Raw genomic sequence first — 19,383 nt, forward strand, 5'->3', positions numbered from 1 at the left:
TGCCAGCCTGAACGGGTCATCGCCCAGCGTGGTGGCGAGAGCGGGGTGCATACCGCCGCTGCCCCTACCAGTCGACAACCCCAGGAGTTTTCACCGAATGTCGTTGACCGACAACCGAATCATCGACCGCTACCCGACCCGGACCCTTGCTCCCGCGCCGCACCGCAGGCGTACCGACCCGACGGTGTGGGGCACGATCGAATCCGACGGGCTGGACACCTTCGACGCCGACGGCTTCGCGATCGTGCCGCAGTTGCTCGACCGGGGTGAGGTGACCGGTTTCGCCGCCGAGGTGTCGCGGCTGACGAGCGACCCGGAACTCATGCTCGACGAGCGGCTGGTGATCGAGAAGGGGTCCCGGCGGGTGCGCTCGATCTTCGCCGTGCACGAGCTCAGTTCCATGGTCGCGGACCTGGTGCGTGAGAGCCGGATCGCCGGGCTCGCCCGCCAGATCCTGGGTTCGGAGGTCTACCTGCATCAGAGCCGGATCAACTACATGCCCGGGCTGTCGGGTGCGGGCTTCTCCTGGCATTCGGACTTCGAGACCTGGCACGCCGAGGACGGCATGCCGGCGCCGCGCGCGGTCAGCGTGTCGATCGCGCTCACCGAGAACTTCCCGTTCAACGGCAGCCTGATGCTCATGCCCGGATCGCATCGGACGTTCGTTCCCTGTCAGGGCGAGACCCCGCCGAACCACTATCGGGAGTCGCTGCGGAGCCAGGAGGTCGGGGTGCCGCGCGGCGAGGACATCGTCGAACTCGCGGCGCGCTGCGGGATCACCCAGTTCACGGGCACACCGGGCGCGGCCCTGGTGTTCGACTCGAACGTCATGCACGGCTCGGCGAACAACATCACCCCGTTCCCGCGCTCGAAAATCTTCCTCGTCTTCAACAGCGTGGAGAACGCCCTCGTCGAACCGTTCGCCGCCGACGAGCCGCGTCCGGGCTATATCGCGAACCGGGATTTCACGCCGCTGGTCTGACGGCTGCGCGCCGAGCGGGAGCGAAACCCTCGGCGCGCTCCTTCTTCCGGGAATGAATCGGCCGCGAATTGGCTGACTTGTCTACCAACCGCTGTTCAGTCGATCTCCGGGAGAACACGATGCCCGCAGTAACCGCCGACAACATCACCGCGTTGCCGCGAATCCAGATGCCGCCCACACCGATTCCGCGTCCGGTAAGGGGGGTCACCACCGCGCCCACCGGCTACGAGGGTGAGGGCTTCCCGGTGCGCCGGGCCTTCGCGGGCATCGATGCCGCGCTCCTGGACCCGTTCATTCATATGGACCAGATGGGCGAGGTGGACTACGCCCCGGGTGAGCCCAAGGGCACCCCGTGGCATCCGCATCGGGGATTCGAGACCGTCACCTACATGATCGACGGCGTCTTCGAGCATCAGGACTCGCACGGGGGCGGCGGCACGATCACCGACGGCGACACCCAGTGGATGACGGCGGGTTCGGGAATCCTGCACATCGAGAAGCCGCCGGAGCAGCTCGTGGTGAGCGGTGGCCTGTTCCACGGCGTGCAGCTGTGGGTGAACCTGCCTGCCGCGCAGAAGTTGATCACGCCGCGCTACCAGGATATTCGCGGTGGCGAGATCAGCCTGCTGACGAACGATGACGGTGGCGCGTTGATCCGGGTGATCGCGGGCGAGGTCGGCGGGCACGCGGGACCGGGTTCGACCCATACGCCGATCACGCTCGCGCATGTCACCCTCGCACCCGGCGCCGCGGTCGAATTGCCTTGGGACGCAACGTTCAACGGCCTGGTCTACGTGCTCGCGGGCAGCGGTACCGTCGGCCCGGACCAGCGCCCGATCCGGAAGGGTCAGACGGCGGTGTTCGCGGGTGGCAAGCAGGGCAACGTCCTGACCGCGCGGGCATCGGAGACCCAGGATTCGAACAGTCCGGCCCTCGAGCTCTACTTCCTGGGCGGCCGGCCGATTCGCGAACCGATCGCGATGGCGGGTCCGTTCGTGATGAACACGCGCCACGAGGTCCTGCGGGCGTTCGAGGATTTCCAGCAGGGCCGGTTCGGCCGCATACCCGCCGAACACGGCGCCGGCGACGAGACGAGCTGAGATCGGCGCGGGCTCGTCAGCGACGGCACGGAACGGGCCGCACGCCACCGCGTGCGGCCCGTTCCGTCATCACCCCCACACGGCGCGCGGCCGTGTCGAAGATCAGAGGTTGACGCCGTAGTCCCGGGCGATGCCGGCCAGGCCGGAGGCGTAGCCCTGGCCGATGGCGCGGAACTTCCACTCGGCGCCGTTGCGGTACAGCTCACCGAAGACCATCGCGGTCTCGGTCGAGGCATCCTCGGTCAGGTCGTAGCGGGCCAGCTCGGCGCCGTTGGCGCGGTCGACCACGCGGATGTAGGCGTTGCGGACCTGCCCGAAGGACTGCTGCCGCGCCTGCGCGTCGTGGATGGACACCGGGAAGAAGATGTTGGTGATCGTCGGCGGGGTGCCCGCGAGATCGACGTTGATCACCTCGTCGTCGCCGTCGCCCTCACCGGTGAGGTTGTCGCCGGTGTGCTCGATGCTGCCCTCGGGGGACTTGAGGTTGTTGTAGAACACGAAATGGCTGTCCGACAACACCTTGTGGTTCGGATCGGTGGCCAGCGCGCTGGCGTCGAGGTCGAAGTCGGCGCCGGTGGTCGAGCGCACGTCCCAGCCCAGACCCACCGATACCGCGGTCAAATTCGGAGCCTGCTTGGACAGTGAGACATTGCCACCCTTGGCCAGACTGACACCCATAGTGGTTCCTTTCCTGTCGCCGGGGAACGTCGTTCCCGGCCGGTTCTCTCGTCGGTCGTTGCCGATACCGACGATAGCGAAGTGTGCGGTGTCAGCGCCGGTCGTGTCGGTGACAAGGGGTCGGACATGCGTGCGGACTCGCCGTGTTGAATCGTTTACGCATCGTTTCGGCGATAGGCTGGTGCCATGTCGGTCTCCATCGCACTGTTCAGTCGCGATCTGCGCATTCGCGACAACCCCATGCTCACCGCCGCCGCACGCGACGACGCGGTCGTGCCGCTGTTCGTGTTCGACGAGCCCATCGTGGCCCGCGTGCGCGAGGCGCCCAACCGAATCCGATTCCTGCTCACCGCCCTGGCCGAACTCGACACCGAATTGCGTTCTCGGGGTGGGCGATTGGTGGTCCGCCGCGGGCGCGTGGCCGAGGAGGTCGCGCGGGTCGCCGCCGAGGTGGGCGCCACGACCGTGCACATCGCCGAGGACGTGAGCCGGTACAGCCGCGAGCGCGAGCAGGACATTCGCGACGAACTCTCGGATCTGGACTGCCAGGTCCGCACGCATCCGGCCTCGATCACCGCGGTCGACCCGGCCGAGATGAAGCCCGACACCGGCCGCGGGCACTACGCGGTCTTCTCCCCGTACTACCGGCGCTGGTCGGAGACCCCGCTGCGGCGGCCGCTGCCGGTGCCCGAGCGCGTGACCGTTCCGGACATCGACAGCGAGCCGCTGCCCGATCCGTCCGAACTCTGCGATGGCCCGGGCTCGCCGGAACTCGAGGTCGGCGGGGAGACCACCGGCCGGAAGCTGCTGTCGCGCTGGGTGTCCGGGCCGGTGGACGACTACGGCGACCTCCGGGATCAGCTCGCGGTCGACGGCACCTCCGGGCTGTCCCCCTACCTGCACTTCGGCTGCCTGTCGCCGACCGAGGTGGTGTTCCGCACCGACGGCTCCACCACCGGCGGGCAGGCGTTCGTACGGCAGATCGCCTGGCGCGACTTCCACCACCAGGTGCTCGCGGACCGGCCCGAGGTCGCGAGCGAGGACTATCGGCCCGACGGCCGGACCTGGCTGAACGACAAAGACGGTTTCGAAGCCTGGAAGGTGGGGCGCACCGGATACCCGATGGTCGACGCCGCCATGCGGCAACTGCTCGCACAGGGCCTGCAACCGGGCCGCGCGCGCATGATCACCGCGAGCTTCCTGAGCAAGACCCTGCAGGTGGATTGGCGGCTCGGCGCCGAGCATTTCGAACGCTGGCTGGTCGACGCCGATATCGCGAACAACCGCCTGAACTGGCAGTGGGTCGCGGGCACCGGCACGGACACCCGGTCCAGCCGCGTCCTGAACCCGCTGCGGCAGGCCGATCGCTTCGATCCCGAAGGCGTCTACGTGCGGCGCTGGCTGCCCGAGATCGCGCATCTGCCCGGCGCGGAGATCCAGCGGCCGTGGCGTGCGGGAATCCCGGCCTCGGTGTATCCGGCGCCGATCGTCGAATTCCGGGGCATGTGACCGGGTTTGTGCCCGGTGTGTCCGGGTAATGCGGAGCGGACCATTCCCGGCGTACCGAGCGCATCGGTTTCGCATCGCTAAGGGAACCATCAGCTGTGCGGCCCGCCCGACCGCGGCGGGCCGATCGCGAGAACGATTGTGGGAGCGATGAACACGACACGACAGAGCCTCGCCTCGAAAGCCGCCTGCGCGATCGTCGCGGGTGTGTGCGCCACGCTGACCGCGGGTACCGGTCAGGCCGCGGCCGCCCCCGCGGCGCCCGTCCCGAACCTGGATCTCACGCGCTACCTGGGCACCTGGAATCAGCTCGCCGCCATACCGCAGTTCTTCAACCTCGTCTGTGCCCGCGACACCCGCGCGAACTACACCCTCGACCCCGCGGGGGATGTCACCGTCCGCAACTCCTGCACGACCTGGACCGGCGGGCCCAACGAGATCGTCGGCACGGCCCGGGTGACCGATCCCTCGACCAACGCGCAACTGGCGGTGAACTTCCGCGGCGAGACCGACACCGCCACCAATTACGTCGTGACCGCGCTCGATCCCGACTATCGCTGGGCGCTGGTGCTGAATCCCTCTCGCACCGCCGGTTTCGTCCTCTCGCGCACCCCCGCCCTGAGCGACGGGCAGTGGACCGAGATCCGCACCGCCATCACCGCGGCGGGCGCGAACGAGTGCCTGTTCCTGACCTCGCCGACAACCGGCGGTGACGAGGCCATCGCGCCACTGTGCGCCACGGATTGACCCCTGCCGGCTCGCGTGGATCCTGTGCCGCGCGAGCGCCCCGCATTCGGCGGACACCTGCGGCCGCGTAAGGCTCCGCGTGCATGATCGAGGGGCTGGGTGGGCAGGTGCGCGCGGGCGACCCCGTGGCGGTCTATCCATTCGCCACAGTCGGCGGCCGGGGACTCAGCGCAGTACCTCGACCGCCTCGGCGAGGCTGTCGATGCGGCCGACTCCGACGGGCAGGGCGAGACCGTCCCAGCCCGGCCCGGCGACATAGGCCCGCGCACCGGCCCCCTGACACGCCCGCACCGCCGCCGTCAGCGCCGTCTCCCGCTGCTGCGACCACAGCAGCACCCGGGCGCCGGCGGGCAGGCGGTGCAGGGTGTCGCGCAGGGCGGCGGTGGGCACGTCGGGGCCGAGCATGTGCGCGCCCACCCCGTGTTCGGCCAGCGCGGCGCGCAGCACTTCGATTGGCAGCGAATGGGTTTCACCGCCGGTGCAGGCCAGCACCAGCGGCGCGGGCGGGGCGTCCGGCGGGGGAGCGGCGCGGTGCAGGGTCGCGATGACGCACCACGAGAGCAGATGCTCCACGTCCACGCAGCCCTCGCCGTCGAGCTGACGGGCCACGATATCGCCGAAGGCGGGACGGCACAGCCGATCCCACGTCGCGATCACCCCGTAGTCGCGGATGTGGCTCTCCAGCAGCGCGCACACCGCGCGGCTCTCCAGGGCGAACGCGGCGGTGAGCAGTACCGCCCGATCGCCGAGGGACAGCACGGGACCGCGCGCGGCGGCCGCCGCGCCCGCCGGGGTCGACCCGGCCCTGATGAGATCCACCATCCGGGTCAGCACGGCGATGTCGGCCTCGGTGTACAGCCGGTGGCTGCCGGGCCGTTCCTGCTCGGGCCCGATGCGGTAGCGCCGGTTCCAGCTGCGCAGCGTCGCGGTCGGAATCCCGAGTCGTTCGGCCACCGTGCGCACCGAGTACCCCGCGTGATCGGAGGTGGGCTGCGGACCGTCTGGCATGTCCTGATTGTGCCTGCCGGGGCGCGCCGTGCCGATATGCACCCGCACCGAACCCCGGCGTGTCCTCGGCGTGTACACCGCCAAGTTCCGGTGTCGCGGGCCAACTCTCCGGCGCCGACAAGCGTGCCCCGTCCGGTGCCGTCGGTCACAATGGCTTGAACCTCCACCCCGGTGGAGTTCGTAGCGTATGGGCACGGCCGCACGGCCCGGACCGCCGCCACCGTGGCGCGAACCGGGAACACGCACGCCGGGGGATACGTGACCGCACGGAGGAAGGAGAGTCATGGCCGACGAACGAGAATCGCTTCTCGCGGGCAGTACCGACACCACCGAGGCGGTGAGCCGATGACGGCCGACTCCGGACTGAACCCCGCCGCGGTCGAACTCGGCTGCTTCTTCCCCCAACCCCGCGCGGTCGTGTGGAACGCGCTCACCGACCCGGAGATGCTCGAACGCTGGATGGTGCGCCCGACCGGCTTCGAGCCCACCGTCGGCACCCATTTCCTGTTCAACACCTCCGCCATCGCACCCGGTCAGGTCGACTGCGAGGTGCTGATCGCCCGCCCGCTCGAACAGCTCGCCTACAGCTGGTCCTACTCCCTGGCCGATCCGCCGGCCACCTGGACCATCGATTGGACGCTGCGGACGCAGGGCCGCGGCACCCGGCTGCTGTTCACCCAGACCGGTTTCGACATCGAGGACCGCCGCCAGCGCATGCAGCGCAACGCCATGGAACGCAGCTGGCGCAATACCCTGCCGCGGCTCGGTGACTGGATCAACAGCTAGCGCGAACACCCTGCGCCACAGCGGGACCGGTGCGACAGTAGGGCGCATGGATATCGGTATCGCATTGCCCACCATGTGTTCGGGCTATAACCGGAGCTCGACCGTCGACTGGTGCCTGCGCGCCGAACAGGGCCCGTTCTCGAGCATTTCGTGCGGGGAGCGCATGGCTTTCCACAATCCCGAGATGTGGACCACGATGGCCGCCGCGGCCGCGCTGACCGAACGCGTTCGCATCTTCGTCAACCTGACGGTGCTGCCCGCGCATCCGCCGGAGTTGGTCGCCAAACAGGCCGCCACCCTCGACGTGCTCTCGGACGGCCGCCTGACCCTGGCGGTGGGCGTCGGCGGCCGGCGCGACGACTACCGCAGTCTCGCCGCGGATTTCGGCCGCCGCCACGATCGCCTGGACGCGGGTGTGGCCGAGCTGCGGTCGCTGTGGGCGGGCACCCCGCCGGTACCGGGCGGTGATCCGCTGGGCCCGCCGTGCGTGCAGGCCGGCGGCCCGCCGATCCTGGCCGGCGCCCTGGGCCCCAAGTCGCTGGCCCGCGCGGCCCGCTGGGCCGACGGCGTGGTGGCCTTCAGCGTCGGCGGCGTGCCCGCGGAGATCTCCTATTCCGCCGAGGCCGCCCGCCGGGCGTGGACCGACGCCGGCAACGACACCGCGCCGCGGCTGGTCAGCGGCTGCTTCTACGCCCTGGGCGTCCCGGATCCGGCGACGGCGGTGCGCGACTTCACCGCCCAGTACCTGGACTTCATGGGGTCGGACAACGCCGCCGCGGCGGCCGCCTCGATGAAGACCTTCGACGCGCCCACCCTGCATCGGGCCCTGGACGCGGCCGAGGCGGCCGGGCTGGACGAGTTCATCCTCGTGCCCGCGGCGCCCGGACTCGAGGTGCTCGAGGCGACGATCGAGCTGATCGAATCGCGCTGACCGGTCCGGGAAGGCTCGGGGTCGTGGCGGTCGCGATCGTCGTCCCGGGCCCGCGCGTCACGGCCTGAACGCCGCGACCGGATCGGCGTCGGGTCCCGCCGCGCGGACCCGAATACCGGGGTCGCCGCCGGAGTTTCGGTGCACGCGCGCCCGGCAATCGTGTGGCAGCCGATCCCGGAACGGCCGTGCCGTGCGCGCGCCGAAGCGGGCCCGCCGCGGCCGAAGAGGCCGGATTCGGTCCGTGCTGCGGTTCGGCGTTTTCGCGCCGGCCCGGCGGCGCGGTCAGCCACCCAGATTGGCTGACCCGCCGTGCGGGGGAGCAACTTTCGAGCATCTGGCACCCGCCACGCCGTGCGGCCCCCTACCCTGCTCGGGTGACTTCCCCTCGAGCACGGACGATTTCACTGCCCACCGGCCCGCTCGGGCTGGTCGACTACGGCGATCCGGCGGGTGCGCCGGTGGTGTACTGCCACGGCGCTCCCGGTTCCCACGTGGAGGCGGTCGCCTTCGACGGGCCGGCCGCGGCGGCCGGCATCCGGCTGATCGCCATCGACCGCCCGGGTATGGGCCTGACCCCCATGGGCGACCGGCACCGCGTCGTCGCGGACTGGGCCGACGCGGTGGCCGCGCTGGCCGACCACCTCGACCTGGACCGCTTCGCCACCGTCGGCGTCTCCGGCGGCGGCCCGCACGCGCTGGCCTGTGCTGCCCGTCTCGGCGATCGCGTCTCGGCGGTGGCGGTGGTCAGCGGCCCGGCGCCGCTGGAAACCCTCAGCGCGGCGGCGGAACTGGACGAGGCCGGGCGCCGGCGCCGGCGCCTGCTCGCGCTGCTGCGCAAGTTCCCGCTGCTGTCCCGGCCGCTGGCCGCCCGCCTGTCGATGTTCGTCCACAAACCCGGCGGCATCGACGCCCTGGTCGGTCAAATGTGCCCGCACGACCGCGAACTCATCGCCGCCGACCCCGAACTCGCCGACAAACTCCAGGCCAACATCACCGAAGCCTTCCGTCAGGGTAGCCACGGCGTGGCGGCCGACCTGCAATCGCTCACCAGCCCCTGGGGCTTCCGTCTCGCCGACATCACCGTGCCCGTGCACGTCTGGCACGGCGAATCCGACAACAACGTTCCGCTGCTGGACGGCAGGCACCTGGCCGCGGGCCTGCCGAACAGCCGGCTGACCGTGCTGCCCGGCGTCGGCCACCTGCTGTTCGTGCACCACGCCGCCGAGATCCTGGACGGGCTGCGGCAATCCGATCCCGCCGAGCGGCGCTGATCCGAGCCGCTCGGCTATCGCGGGTCTCCGCGCAGTGCGATGCCGATCCCGCCGAGCGGGCGGCGGTCGATGTCGCACTGCAGGATCTCGTACGGTGCGACCGTCCCGGGCTCGAGCGGATCCGCGGCGTGGATGTCGAGCCGCAGTTCGCGGTGCTCACCCGGGTCGAGTTCGACCGCGTGGTCGAGAGCGCCGGTGCCGTAGACGGATTCACCCGTCACCGGATCGGTGAGGCGCAGGTCGGCCGCGGCGCGGGCCGGACGCCAGGTGTCACCGGCGGTGAAGTGCGGCCACAGCGCCGAGTCGGCCGCCCGCACCAGCACCAGGTTCGCGGTGCGATCCTCGGTGGGGTTGGTGATCAGGAAACTGATCGGGACCGGTGAATTCGCCTGCACGGCAGCGAGATTGTGCTGCGCCCAGTGCCGGTCGTTCACCGGGTCGGCCAGCGTTCCGGCGGGCAGGTCGAGCACGTGCCACACCTTGGCGAGCAGGCAGATGTGCGGTCCGGCGGCCACCGGAATCGGGTCGGCGGTGGTCAGGGTGACGGTGGTCGCCCGGCCGCCGTGCGGCGCGACGGCCACGGCGGCGAATCCGATGAACTTGTCCTTGTCCGGTACCGTCGGCCCGCCGACCGGATGTGACCACCACACCGCGACATTCGCCAGGGTCTCGGCGTTGCCGCCCTGCCAGTTGCCGATCGTCACCCGCACCGAGAGTCGCTCACCCGGCACGTAGGGGGTGATGGCTTCGATGCCGGTGCACAGGTACCAGCACACCGCGGGCGGCAGCGGTCTGGCGCCGGTGTCCAGCGGCGGATACCCGCCCCCGATCACCGGCGGCGGGTAACTGTGCACGAACAGGAACGGGCGATCGTTGCCGGTGTGCTCGCCCTGCTCCTCGTGCTCGGGGTGCCAGTTCTCCCGTGCATCGTCGGGCGATTCGGCTGCGGGTGGTGTGTTCTCGGGCATCGCCGGATCCCTACATTTCCTGATAGCCGAGCAGTCGGACGTCGATCGGGTTGTCGTGCACCGAGCCGGTCGCGGCCCAGCAGCCGTGCCGCACACCGCGATCGGCGTCCAGGTCCGGGTTCGTGGTACCGCGCACGCCGGAGATCATGTCGACCCAGGGTTCGGTCAGCGCGGCGCCGAGCAGGACCCGCAGGCGTGCCGGTCCCGCGCCCGGGGGCAGCAGGTTCTGGTATGCCACGGGGTGTTCCAGGGGCGTCGGCGGGTACCGGTAGAAGCGCCGCACCGGGTCGGGCTCGGGCCTGCGGGGCCACCCGGTCGTCTCGGGCACGGTCAGGAACTGCCGGTACAGCGGAAATCCGAGGTTGCCGTCGGGATACAGCAGTCCGCTGCCGGTGAGGTACGCCTTGGCCTTGGCCAGCGCCTCCCACAGCCCCTTCTGGAACTCGAACAGCTGTGCCGCCAGTTCGGTCAGTTGCCGCAGCACCGCCGCGTCGCCGAGCTGTCCGGCGGCGAGCGGCTGCTGCTGGCTCGCCAGGTCGTCGCGCTCTTCCTGGGTCAATGCCGGTGGGGTGAAGGCGGTTTCGAAGTTCTTCGCGACGTACTTGTCCCAGTAGGTGCAGCGCTTGCCGCTGCCCCACTGCTCCCAGCACGGTCCGCCGAGCAGGACCGCGAAGCCGAGGAAGGCCAGGACTCCGAGCCAGAAGGCGCCGCAGGCCTCACCGGCATTCGGGGGCGAGTCCGTGGGGGTCGGATCGCCGAGGGTGCCGCCGGGGCCGGTGTAGGAGGTCGGGGTGATGCCCGGCCCGTGCCCTACCGGCGGTGTGGCGGTGGTGGGGGTGGTGATGGGGGCGGGCGGGTTGGCCGGATCGCCGTAGATCTCGGCGATGAGGGTGAGCGGCAGCGGTGTCGGCGCGGGCGGCTGTTCGAAGCCGTCGAGCAGTTCCAGATGCCGGATGAGCCGGCGATATCCGAGGTGCAGGTCCGGTGCCTGCGGACTGGCCGCCGGGTCGTAGACCTCGTCGAGCACGGTCCGCAGCAGATCGGCGATGTGCTGGGGGAGTTCGGGTTCGGGGCCAGCGCCGAAGCGGATGCGGTCGGCGATGTCGGCGCAGCGCCGTAGTTCCGGCCGCGACTGTGCGAACCAGCTGCCGAGCGTGTTGGCCGCGACCCGGTCCCGGAAGCGATGCGAGCGCCGCGGCCCGCCCACCACCTGACCGTGGAAGGCCGAGCCGCAGGCGTTGGCCGTCGCGCTGGAGAGCACGCCGAAGGCGAAGGCGAGTTCGTCGGGAGAGTCGGCGTGCGCGAACATGGTTCGCGCGAAGGCGTCGGTGCGCCGGGCCAGGAACAGGTCACCCCACGGCCAGCGGTCGGTGCGCAGATCTCCCTGGCGCGGATGCTCGGGTATGTGCTCCATGGCGCGCATGTCGGTGGTGAGCGCGGCGATGTCGGCGTGCTTGTCCTGGAATTCCTCGGCCAGCGCGCGCAGCGTTCGGGTCGCGGCGCAGAAGGCCGCGGGCGCGCCCGGAGCGGCGGGATCCGCCAGGGCGGCCTGGACGTCGTCGCGTACGCGTTCGACGGTCGCGTACAACCGCAGCCCGTCCGACCACAGCGCGGCGGCGCGTTCCAGCAGGGCGAGTTCGGCGCCGTCGGTGCCGGCGTGCCGGAACAGATGATCGACCAGCGCGCCCAATTGCGCTGTTCGAGAAGCGGTCTGGACCGCGCCGACCTGATGGTCGCGCTGGGCCGCGAGCACCGGATCGGCGATCGGCCGGGCGGCCAGGTGCGCGGTCTGCAGGGCGAGGGCGGCGAGGTGTGTTCGATAGTCGATCATGGCGGACACCTCGTGGAGCGGGGGAATGGGACGACTCCATTCGAACCCCGCCCCGGGACGGGGTCGCGAGTAGCCGATACTCGATTTTGTCCGCTTCGGCCGGGTCGCTACCCGTGAAGGCGCGCCTCGGTACCCGATCGTGCCCTGCCGACCGGCCTGGCCCCGACCGCCACCGATCGGGCCAGCCCGGCCCGCAACCGCCAGGGCAGCGCGGCGAACAGCGCGGACATGGCGTGCACGGTGCCGGGCAGGTCGGCCCGGCCCGAGAGGTAGGCGCGCTGGAGCGGGACCGGCAGTTCGAAGAACCGATCGAAGAACACCGGCAGGTCCCGGGGGTCCAGGGCCAGCAGCGCCCGCAGGCCCGCCAGCCGGAGCACGCGGACGCCGCGCGCGCCCGGGGTCCAGGGTGATTCGCCCATCAGGACCGCGTCGGCTGCGCTCAGCGCCGTCGCGACGCTGTATCCGGTGGCCGGGTGCGTGAAAGCGCCCGCGGCCCCGAAGAATCCGTCGCGCGGCCGCCCGCCCTGCACCGGGAACCGCACCCGCTCCACCGGCTCGTCGCCGGTCGGTTCGAGTCCGCGCGATCGCACCCGGTGCACGAGCCGTTCGCGCAGCACCCGCGAATCCAGGGCGGGGCGTCCCGCCAGGCAGGTTTCCTCCAGGAGCACCGTGTCCGGTCCCAGGGGCACCGCGTACAGGAACGAGCGGGGTTCACCCGGCGCGGCGCCGTTGTCGTCGCGCCAGTCCATGAACAGGGTGTCCGCGTCGGGCCAGCGCGCGCGGTCCACGACGAGGCCGAACGCGGTCTGCTCGGCGCGCGCGGGGGAGCGGGACACCCCGCGCGCGTCGATGATCCGCCCGGCGGCCAGTATCCGCCCCGACTCCAGGCGGACCGAGGGCAGATCGATGCCGCCGCCGGCTCGGCTCGGGGGCACGATCTCGGTGACCCGGTCGGAAATCAGGCGCGCACCCGTGAGATCGAGTGAATCCTGGAGTTTCGCGGTATCGAATACCACGTAGCGGCGGTCGATCTCGATGCGGCGGGTGGTCCAGGCGACCGGCCGGTCGACCGCCGCGGCGATGGAGTGCGCCGCGATCCAGTCCGGAAGTTCGTCGGCCCACGCCGCGTAGGTGGCCGGCCAGCGCCGCCGAGGTTGCGGATCGATCACCGTGACCGATAGTCCTGTGGCGAGTGCACGATGAGCCAGGGCCCGTCCGGCCGGGCCCGATCCGCACACGAGAAGGTCGGAGGTCACCCGGAGATTGGATCATGCCGGGTGACCGTCATACGCTTCGGAGACGATGGCTGGGCCGGGGAGGGCCCGGCGCGGTGCGAAAGGTTGAGCAGATGACGTATCCACCCGGACCGCCGTCCGGCAGCGGCGGCGATCCCCACGGCCAGGGTCAGCAGCCGGACCCGGCGTGGTGGGACCAGCCGGTCGCACCGCCGCCCGCCGATCCCACGCAGGTGAACTGGGCCGCCCAGCAGCCCCCGCCGAACCCCAATTCCGGGTGGCAGCAGCCGCAGCAGCCGGACCCGAACTCCGGGTGGCAGCAGCCGCAGCAGCCCGATCCCAATTCGGGCTGGCAGCATCAGCAACCGCAGCAGCCGCAGCAGCCGTGGGGTGGCCAGCAGCCCGCGTACGGCCAGCAGGGCTACGGGCAGCCGCCGACGCCGCCGCGCTCGAACACCGGCCTGATCGTCGGCGTGGTGCTGGGCGTGGTGGCGGTGCTGGCGGTGGCGATCGGCGCGGTCGTGGTGCTGACCAAGGACGACGGCGGTCAGAACCAGGCGTCCACGACCTCGACCACCACGACCGAGGAGTCGACCACCTCGGAGGCGCCGACCACCACCAAGTCGACCACGACCACCAAGGCCGCGCCGTCGGGCGGCAAGTTCAGTTACACCGAGTACGGCCAGGATTGGAACTTCAAGCTCGGCGACGTCGCGTTGCAGGCGTCGTGGGTGGAGGGCAAGGACTACTCCACCTGCGGCCCGATCGAAGAGGGCGGCAAGCTGACCGGGCTGGGCTGCCAGTACGCGGCCGAGATGGTGTGGAAGTCCGAGAACGGCGGGCTGATGCTCACCCAGTTCGTGCTCGGTATGGGTGACGCGACGGCGGCGTCCGGGGCCGAAGGACAGTTCGACGACAACGATCTGAATCTGCGCTCGGGCAGCTATATCGCCAACTGGCACACCGGTAAATGGCGGGACGGCAGCGAAGGGCAGTTCCTGGTGATCACCTTCGCGACCGCGGACGCGTCGGTGGCGACCGACACCGTCGAGCAGTACCTGCGGTACCGGCACAGCGACACGCTGGGGGCGCTGCTCTGGCGGTGAGCCGTGGCTCTCGATCCGCGTAGCGGAACAGCCCGGCTCGCAACGGTATTCGTTGCGAGCCGGGCTGTTTTCTGCTCGGTGGTGAGTGCTCAGATGCCGCCGGTGGAGAGCAAGCCGCCGTCCACGCGAATGGTGGTGCCGGTGATCCACGCCGATTCGCTCGAGGCCAGGAATCCGATCAGCGCGGCCACGTCCTCCGGCGACCCGAGCCGCTTCATCGGGTACACGGCCGCCGCGGCCTCCTCGTCGGCCGAGTACAGAGCGTCGGCGAACTTGGTCTTGATGACGCCCGGCGCGACCGCGTTGACGCGGATCTTGGGTCCGAGCTGCCACGCCAGCTCCTCGGTGAGCCGGATGAGCGCCGCCTTGGAGGCGCCGTACGCGGCGATGACGCCGGTGGACCGCAGCCCCGCCACGCTGGCGACGTTGACGACGGCCCCGCCGTGCTCACCCATCCACGCCCGGTGCGCTTCCTGCACATACCCCAGTGCCGCAACGACATTGACGTCGAAGATCTTGCGCACGGCGTCGAGGTCGGCCTCCATGAGCGACCCGTACACGGGGTTGATACCCGTGTTGTTGATCAGCACGTCCAACGACCCGAACTGCGCGACCGCGGTGGCGACCTGCTCGGCCCGCGCCTCGGCCTCACCCGAGTTCCCCGCGACCGCGACCACCTTGCCGGAGTACCCCAGCCCCCGCAGCTGCTCCGCGGCCTCCTCCAACGGCCCGATCTTCCGCGCGGTCACGACGACGTTGGCTCCCCGCCGCAGCAGCTCCGCCGCGACCCCGAACCCGATTCCCCGGCTCGCCCCGGTAACCAGCGCACTCTTCCCAACCAGATCTTCGCTCATGTGACGGCACGCTACTTCAGTCGCATGGTCTGTGTGAACCCGCCCCGGGTAGGGGTTCGTGCCGTCACTTGCCGACGGTCCTGCAGTCACATGGATGGGTGACTTTTGGTGCGGTCGCATACGGATTGCTCGTGCTTACGACCGGGGTGTTCGCCGCAGTCGTGGGGAATGAGACTGTCCGGTGAGATTGCGAGTTGGGGCTTGGCGCAGGGTGACGGCGGCCGGCGTCGAATCTCGGGCTTCGTCGAGTCCATCGCGTCCATGTGTGTCCCAAAGCGGACGCCGCAGGGCTGCCCGCCGCGCGGCCCGATGCTATTCGTGGGAGCCTGCGGCCTTGTGGATCAACGCACGTCCATCATCGCCGTAACACGCTTGATCGGCCAGCACGGTGAACAGCTTTTCGTAGAGGGCGATCTCGTGGGGCTGAGTGATCGTTGACTCTGCTGTGACAGTCTCGATCAGTACCGTCTTCTGGTCGTAGATCGCGAACTCTGTTGTGCGGTAGAAGAACTCCGCTGTCAGCGGCACGATGCCGACTACGACATTCGGTAGATTCATCGCTGTGAGCAGGTGTGACAGCTGATGGCGCATGATCTCGCTGCTGCCCACGGTGGCATGCAGTGCTGGTTCGCCGACGAGGAAGAAGTACCTGTGGCGGGCTGTGCGCAGGACTGCCTGTCGGCGCATTCGTGCTGCGACGGCGGTGTTCAGATCTTGGCTGATGTGCAGGAAGCCGGCGGCGGCCGTCAGCACCGCACGAGCATAGTCTTCGGTTTGTAGCAGGCCGTGAATGACCTGCGGGTCATAGCTGCGGAGCAGTTCCGTATGGGATTCCAGGTCGCCGATCTCGCCCTGGTGGCGCGCGTGACCGGTGCCGACGATGCGCCGCCATTCCATCCAAGCGGCATTCACGTTGCGGAGTGTGGCCCGAAGGTCGGGGTAGGCCAGCTCTGCGCCGGTCAGCCGGCACCAGATCTCCAGGTCGGCCTCGGTAAGCGAGTGAGCGCCGTTCTCGATGCGGGAGACCTTCGACGCTGACCAGCCGGCCTGTTCGGCGAGTTGGTAGGCACGCAGGTGCGCCGCGAGCCGGAGATCACGAAGTCGTGCCCCGAGGTCGCGGCGTGCCTGCCGGACGTTGGTCAACGCGCGTAGTCGCTGTCCCGAATGGCCTTACCCCACAGTTGGTTTCGGAGCTGTGCGTAATGGGCTGCTATGGCCGGGTCTGTGCTGGCGACCCACCCCGGTAGTGCGGTTCCGTCGTGCTCGAACACGGTCCACGCGACCAGGTCCTCATCGAAGAGCCACCAATCATCCTCGGGCAGGCCGACCGGAGCGAGGTTCCGGGGGAGCCACCGGATGTCGTCGCCCACTGCGACACTGCCCGGCGTGGTGGCCAGCGCGAACCGGATGTAGTCGGTATGTGGTTCGGTCACCACGCGTACCCGCTGGACTGCGGTTCCGTTCCTCGTGACTTCCTCCATCAGCGAGTACCACTGGGCGGTGAACTCCGGATCGAGTGGCCGTCCGGTCAGGAAGCGTTCCAGCGCTTCGGCTTCGCCGGGAACGCCGGTGTAGTCGTCGCGGACCTCGAGGTGGAACGCGCGCTCGTGACTGCGGAACGCGGTAACCAATCCGTCAAAGTCCATGTGGTACATCGCGCCTCCGCTCTCGACCGATCGTGACCTCGATCGCCGCTTCGTGGTCCGGTGGCTGTATCCGATCGAGTGCCTCCCGATCGGTCACGGGTTCCCCGGTGACGGTGAAGGTACCGTGCCCGCTGTCGTGAAGCGTGGCACCGAAGCAGGTTCCCGGTTTCAGGAACTGGATCAATCGATGCGGTATTTCGATGGTGTCGGTCTGGTCGGTTCGCCAGCCTTGAATGACGTAAGTGCCGCGATCGCTCTGATACAGAGTGGGTGACTGTCCGTTTACGGAGTCTCCGCCGAGTCGTTCGAGCTTCATGAGAGTTCCCCTATTGGTGTCGTGAACTTTCACTGCTGTGCTCAATGATCCCTAGTGGCAGCGATATTGGTCAACATCTTGTGCAAGAAAGTGCAAGATGCTCGCGTCGAATGGGCTCGAGTTCGTACCGTCGATCTCAGGCGTCCGGGGCCGTTGGAGTCTCGGCCCCGGACCGCCTCTCCAACGACGACAGGGGGTACGCACATGTCGCTTACCGAGTCACAGGCCATGGTGCTCGCCACGCTGGCCACCCTCGAGCCGGCGCAGTCGCTAACCGTCCGACAGCTCGGGGAGAGAACGGGTTTCACGAGTTCCGGCACGCGGAAGATGATCAACGCGTTAGCCAACTCGGGCCTGGCACGGTGTAGCCGGCGCGCCCCGGCGGGATGGCGTATCACGCACCGGGGATGGTCGCTGATCAACGCGCCTCGGTACAACGACTATCGCGGTGACAGGCCCGGAGGTGATGCGGCGTGATCTTCGACGACGAGGATGACGGGTATTCCGGGCTCGAAGAGTTCGAGTTCGAGCGGCCTCGGAGTTGGCTCCAGTTCGCCGACGGGACATGGGAACCCGTGTGGGCCGACGGATCGGTCGGCGACCCTGAGATGGTGTCCAACCTCGTGGAGGCGGTCTGCGGCGACGAACCCGCGTGTCGGGTGATCGACCTGGGCCAGTGGCAGCTGACCCGCTGATGACCCGGGACGGTCGAAATCCCGTATCTGTTGCCGGCCTTCGCGGACACCGACACGGTCATCGGGTCGCCACTCACCGACACTGGGCGGGGAACGTTTTTGGTAAGTGGCGGCCCGGTAACGGACCCGGAAGTGTTGGCAAAGATGGAGATCGAGCCGAACGAGGCGGCCGTTGTGGTTCCGAAGCGGGAAAGGACGTTCTACGGTGAGGCTTCTTGACAGTCGAGAACACACGGCACTGATCGGCAGCAGTACGCGGGAAGCATTCCACCTGGAGTTGCAGGACAACTACGACTCTCCCGGAGAGAACGAGATCTTCCGCAACTGGCTCGAGGGTGGTCCCGAGGACGACTACCGATGGTTCCAGGGGTGGTTGAGTGCGGTTCGTGCGCTCACCGAACGCGGGGCGGTGATGCGGCGTGTCAGGGTGGTGACGGTCCCGCACACCGACTACATCCGCTGGGAGCTGGATGTCGCGAGACTCAATGCCGAAGCCGGCGAGCAAATCGGTTATGTACCAAGGCACCTCGTAGATGTGAGTCGGCTCAGCACGGACGATTTTTGGCTACTTGACGATCACACGGTCACGTTCACGGCGTTCAAGCCGTCCGGTGAGATCGCGGGCTCTGTCGTCACGACCGACCCGCGGATTGTTGCTCACTGCCAGGAGGTTCGCGACTATGTGTGGGCGGCAGCTGTGCCGTATGCCGACTACGTAGCTCTTCAGGCACGGTGACCAGCGCGGTACATGAACAACGGCAAGCTCTCGGACTGCGGCTCCGAGAGCTTCGTCGTGATGCCGGTCTGACCGGTCGTGCGCTCGCCAAGCGAGCGAACTGGCCCGAGTCGAAGATCAGCAAGCTCGAGTACGGCAGGCAGACTCCCACCGAGGAAGATCTGCGGTCCTGGTGCGGCGACCATACGCACAGTGGCGATCAGCTGGCGGACTTGATCGCCACACTCAGGAACATCGAATCCGCGTACACGGAATGGCGCAGGGCGCTCGGCCTCGGCACCAGGCGAAAACAGAAGGCGTTGAGCCGGAACGAACACGCTACATCCCATCTACGCACGTATTAGCCCACCGTGGTCCCGGTCTGTTGCAATCGCCGGCCTACGTCGAGGCGGTACTGGGTCGGATGATCTTGTTCTGCGGCATCCCCAATGACCTCGATGAGGGCGTTGCGGCCAGGCTCGAGCGTCAGAGGGTACTCCACCAGGGTGATCGGAAGTTCTCCTTCGTGATCGCGGAACAGGCGCTGCGTACGACAGTGGGCGATTCCGCAACCATGGTCGGGCAGATGGAACACCTGTTGTCGGCTATGGCATCTCCGCGCATTGTGATCGGTATCGTGCCTCGACAGGCCCGCCTGTACGGAGCGGCGATCAACGGCTTCGTGATGTACGACAATCGCCTCGTTCTGGTCGAGACAGTCAGTGCCGAACTGACGATCAACCAACCACGTGAGATCGGCCTGTACAGCAAGCTTTTCGCCATGTTGTCCGATCAAGCTTGTTACGGCGACGCCGGGCGGGCCTTGATCCGCAAAGCCATAGATGACCACCTCTAATCACATGGGATCGCGAGGTCGGATGATGGCGTATTGGTTGACGTTAGAGGTTCTCGAATCTTGCACGACCACGGCGATTGTCTGGAGCAGAACGAAGATCCGAGTTCGACCGTGCCGCCGACTTCGCCAGTCGGCTAGGGATGATCAGCCCC

The 19,383-nt window shown here is 68.9% G+C and carries 22 protein-coding genes; 13 read left to right on the forward strand and 9 right to left on the reverse strand.

Features of this window, described 5'->3' with window-relative positions; translation table 11 throughout:
• The first annotated feature begins 97 nt into the window (after positions 1 to 97).
• Positions 98 to 982: an ectoine hydroxylase gene (thpD, locus tag ACWIGI_RS15680; RefSeq protein ID WP_454203071.1), complete on the forward strand. Its 885-nt coding sequence runs from the start codon at positions 98 to 100 to the stop codon at positions 980 to 982.
• Between the two features lie 119 nt (positions 983 to 1,101).
• Entirely contained in the window at positions 1,102 to 2,082 is a 981-nt protein-coding gene (locus ACWIGI_RS15685; protein WP_454203072.1) for a pirin family protein, read from the forward strand.
• Positions 2,083 to 2,184: 102 nt separating this feature from the next.
• On the opposite strand, the gene ACWIGI_RS15690 is transcribed toward ACWIGI_RS15685, so the two are convergent.
• The gene (locus ACWIGI_RS15690; RefSeq protein WP_454203073.1) at positions 2,185 to 2,760 is read right to left on the reverse strand and encodes a TerD family protein; all 576 of its coding nucleotides are present in this window, start codon (positions 2,758 to 2,760) and stop codon (positions 2,185 to 2,187) included.
• A gap of 186 nt (positions 2,761 to 2,946) precedes the next feature.
• Between ACWIGI_RS15690 and ACWIGI_RS15695 the strand changes: the two genes are divergently transcribed.
• A complete protein-coding gene (locus tag ACWIGI_RS15695; RefSeq protein ID WP_454203074.1) occupies positions 2,947 to 4,269 on the forward strand; it encodes a cryptochrome/photolyase family protein in 1,323 nt (440 codons plus the stop codon).
• A gap of 147 nt (positions 4,270 to 4,416) precedes the next feature.
• The gene (locus ACWIGI_RS15700; RefSeq protein WP_454203075.1) at positions 4,417 to 5,013 is read left to right on the forward strand and encodes a lipocalin family protein; all 597 of its coding nucleotides are present in this window, start codon (positions 4,417 to 4,419) and stop codon (positions 5,011 to 5,013) included.
• Positions 5,014 to 5,178: 165 nt separating this feature from the next.
• Here ACWIGI_RS15700 and ACWIGI_RS15705 read toward each other — a convergent pair whose 3' ends face one another.
• Entirely contained in the window at positions 5,179 to 6,021 is an 843-nt protein-coding gene (locus ACWIGI_RS15705; protein WP_454203076.1) for a MerR family transcriptional regulator, read from the reverse strand.
• 345 nt (positions 6,022 to 6,366) lie between these two features.
• On the opposite strand from ACWIGI_RS15705, the gene ACWIGI_RS15710 reads away from it, so the two are divergent.
• From ACWIGI_RS15710 to ACWIGI_RS15720, 3 genes are all read left to right on the forward strand, one after another.
• Positions 6,367 to 6,807: an SRPBCC family protein gene (locus ACWIGI_RS15710; protein ID WP_454203077.1), complete on the forward strand. Its 441-nt coding sequence runs from the start codon at positions 6,367 to 6,369 to the stop codon at positions 6,805 to 6,807.
• Between the two features lie 46 nt (positions 6,808 to 6,853).
• Positions 6,854 to 7,738 (forward strand): LLM class flavin-dependent oxidoreductase, encoded by an 885-nt coding sequence (locus ACWIGI_RS15715; protein WP_454203078.1) that lies wholly within the window; start codon positions 6,854 to 6,856, stop codon positions 7,736 to 7,738.
• Positions 7,739 to 8,112: 374 nt separating this feature from the next.
• Complete coding sequence (locus tag ACWIGI_RS15720) at positions 8,113 to 9,009, forward strand: alpha/beta fold hydrolase (protein WP_454203079.1); 897 nt, start codon at positions 8,113 to 8,115, stop codon at positions 9,007 to 9,009.
• Between the two features lie 14 nt (positions 9,010 to 9,023).
• Here ACWIGI_RS15720 and ACWIGI_RS15725 read toward each other — a convergent pair whose 3' ends face one another.
• The 3 genes from ACWIGI_RS15725 to ACWIGI_RS15735 all read right to left on the reverse strand — a co-directional run bounded on the left by ACWIGI_RS15725 (position 9,024) and on the right by ACWIGI_RS15735 (position 13,046).
• Positions 9,024 to 9,977, reverse strand: coding sequence for a hypothetical protein (locus ACWIGI_RS15725; protein ID WP_454203080.1), 954 nt, complete (start codon positions 9,975 to 9,977; stop codon positions 9,024 to 9,026).
• Between the two features lie 10 nt (positions 9,978 to 9,987).
• A complete protein-coding gene (locus ACWIGI_RS15730; protein ID WP_454203081.1) occupies positions 9,988 to 11,808 on the reverse strand; it encodes a hypothetical protein in 1,821 nt (606 codons plus the stop codon).
• A gap of 107 nt (positions 11,809 to 11,915) precedes the next feature.
• Entirely contained in the window at positions 11,916 to 13,046 is a 1,131-nt protein-coding gene (locus ACWIGI_RS15735; RefSeq protein ID WP_454203146.1) for a lycopene cyclase family protein, read from the reverse strand.
• A 110-nt stretch (positions 13,047 to 13,156) separates the two neighbouring features.
• Between ACWIGI_RS15735 and ACWIGI_RS15740 the strand changes: the two genes are divergently transcribed.
• Positions 13,157 to 14,149 carry a hypothetical protein gene (locus ACWIGI_RS15740; RefSeq protein WP_454203082.1) on the forward strand — a complete coding sequence of 331 codons (993 nt, stop codon included), beginning with the start codon at positions 13,157 to 13,159 and terminating at the stop codon, positions 14,147 to 14,149.
• A gap of 89 nt (positions 14,150 to 14,238) precedes the next feature.
• Here ACWIGI_RS15740 and ACWIGI_RS15745 read toward each other — a convergent pair whose 3' ends face one another.
• The 4 genes from ACWIGI_RS15745 to ACWIGI_RS15760 form a co-directional block, all read right to left on the reverse strand.
• On the reverse strand, positions 14,239 to 15,003 hold the full coding sequence (locus ACWIGI_RS15745) for an SDR family oxidoreductase (protein ID WP_454203083.1): 765 nt from the start codon (positions 15,001 to 15,003) through the stop codon (positions 14,239 to 14,241).
• Positions 15,004 to 15,315: 312 nt separating this feature from the next.
• Positions 15,316 to 16,146: a helix-turn-helix domain-containing protein gene (locus ACWIGI_RS15750; protein ID WP_454203084.1), complete on the reverse strand. Its 831-nt coding sequence runs from the start codon at positions 16,144 to 16,146 to the stop codon at positions 15,316 to 15,318.
• Complete coding sequence (locus tag ACWIGI_RS15755; protein WP_454203085.1) at positions 16,143 to 16,649, reverse strand: DUF6879 family protein; 507 nt, start codon at positions 16,647 to 16,649, stop codon at positions 16,143 to 16,145. Before ACWIGI_RS15755 ends, ACWIGI_RS15750 begins: the two co-directional genes overlap by 4 nt.
• A complete protein-coding gene (locus ACWIGI_RS15760) occupies positions 16,639 to 16,965 on the reverse strand; it encodes a hypothetical protein (RefSeq protein WP_454203086.1) in 327 nt (108 codons plus the stop codon). The genes ACWIGI_RS15755 and ACWIGI_RS15760 overlap by 11 nt, the downstream gene beginning before the upstream one ends.
• 204 nt (positions 16,966 to 17,169) lie before the next feature.
• Here ACWIGI_RS15760 and ACWIGI_RS15765 point away from each other — a divergent pair, with 204 nt between their 5' ends.
• The 5 genes from ACWIGI_RS15765 to ACWIGI_RS15785 all read left to right on the forward strand — a co-directional run bounded on the left by ACWIGI_RS15765 (position 17,170) and on the right by ACWIGI_RS15785 (position 19,231).
• The gene (locus ACWIGI_RS15765) at positions 17,170 to 17,442 is read left to right on the forward strand and encodes a MarR family transcriptional regulator (protein WP_454203087.1); all 273 of its coding nucleotides are present in this window, start codon (positions 17,170 to 17,172) and stop codon (positions 17,440 to 17,442) included.
• Positions 17,439 to 17,660, forward strand: coding sequence for a hypothetical protein (locus ACWIGI_RS15770; protein WP_454203088.1), 222 nt, complete (start codon positions 17,439 to 17,441; stop codon positions 17,658 to 17,660). Before ACWIGI_RS15765 ends, ACWIGI_RS15770 begins: the two co-directional genes overlap by 4 nt.
• Before the next feature lie 205 nt (positions 17,661 to 17,865).
• Positions 17,866 to 18,396: a DUF6879 family protein gene (locus tag ACWIGI_RS15775; RefSeq protein WP_454203089.1), complete on the forward strand. Its 531-nt coding sequence runs from the start codon at positions 17,866 to 17,868 to the stop codon at positions 18,394 to 18,396.
• Positions 18,393 to 18,740, forward strand: coding sequence for a helix-turn-helix domain-containing protein (locus ACWIGI_RS15780; RefSeq protein ID WP_454203090.1), 348 nt, complete (start codon positions 18,393 to 18,395; stop codon positions 18,738 to 18,740). Before ACWIGI_RS15775 ends, ACWIGI_RS15780 begins: the two co-directional genes overlap by 4 nt.
• Positions 18,741 to 18,799: 59 nt before the next feature.
• On the forward strand, positions 18,800 to 19,231 hold the full coding sequence (locus ACWIGI_RS15785) for a DUF5753 domain-containing protein (RefSeq protein WP_454203091.1): 432 nt from the start codon (positions 18,800 to 18,802) through the stop codon (positions 19,229 to 19,231).
• Positions 19,232 to 19,383 lie beyond the last annotated feature (152 nt).

It is taken from the genome of Nocardia sp. NPDC055321, assembly GCF_053645575.1.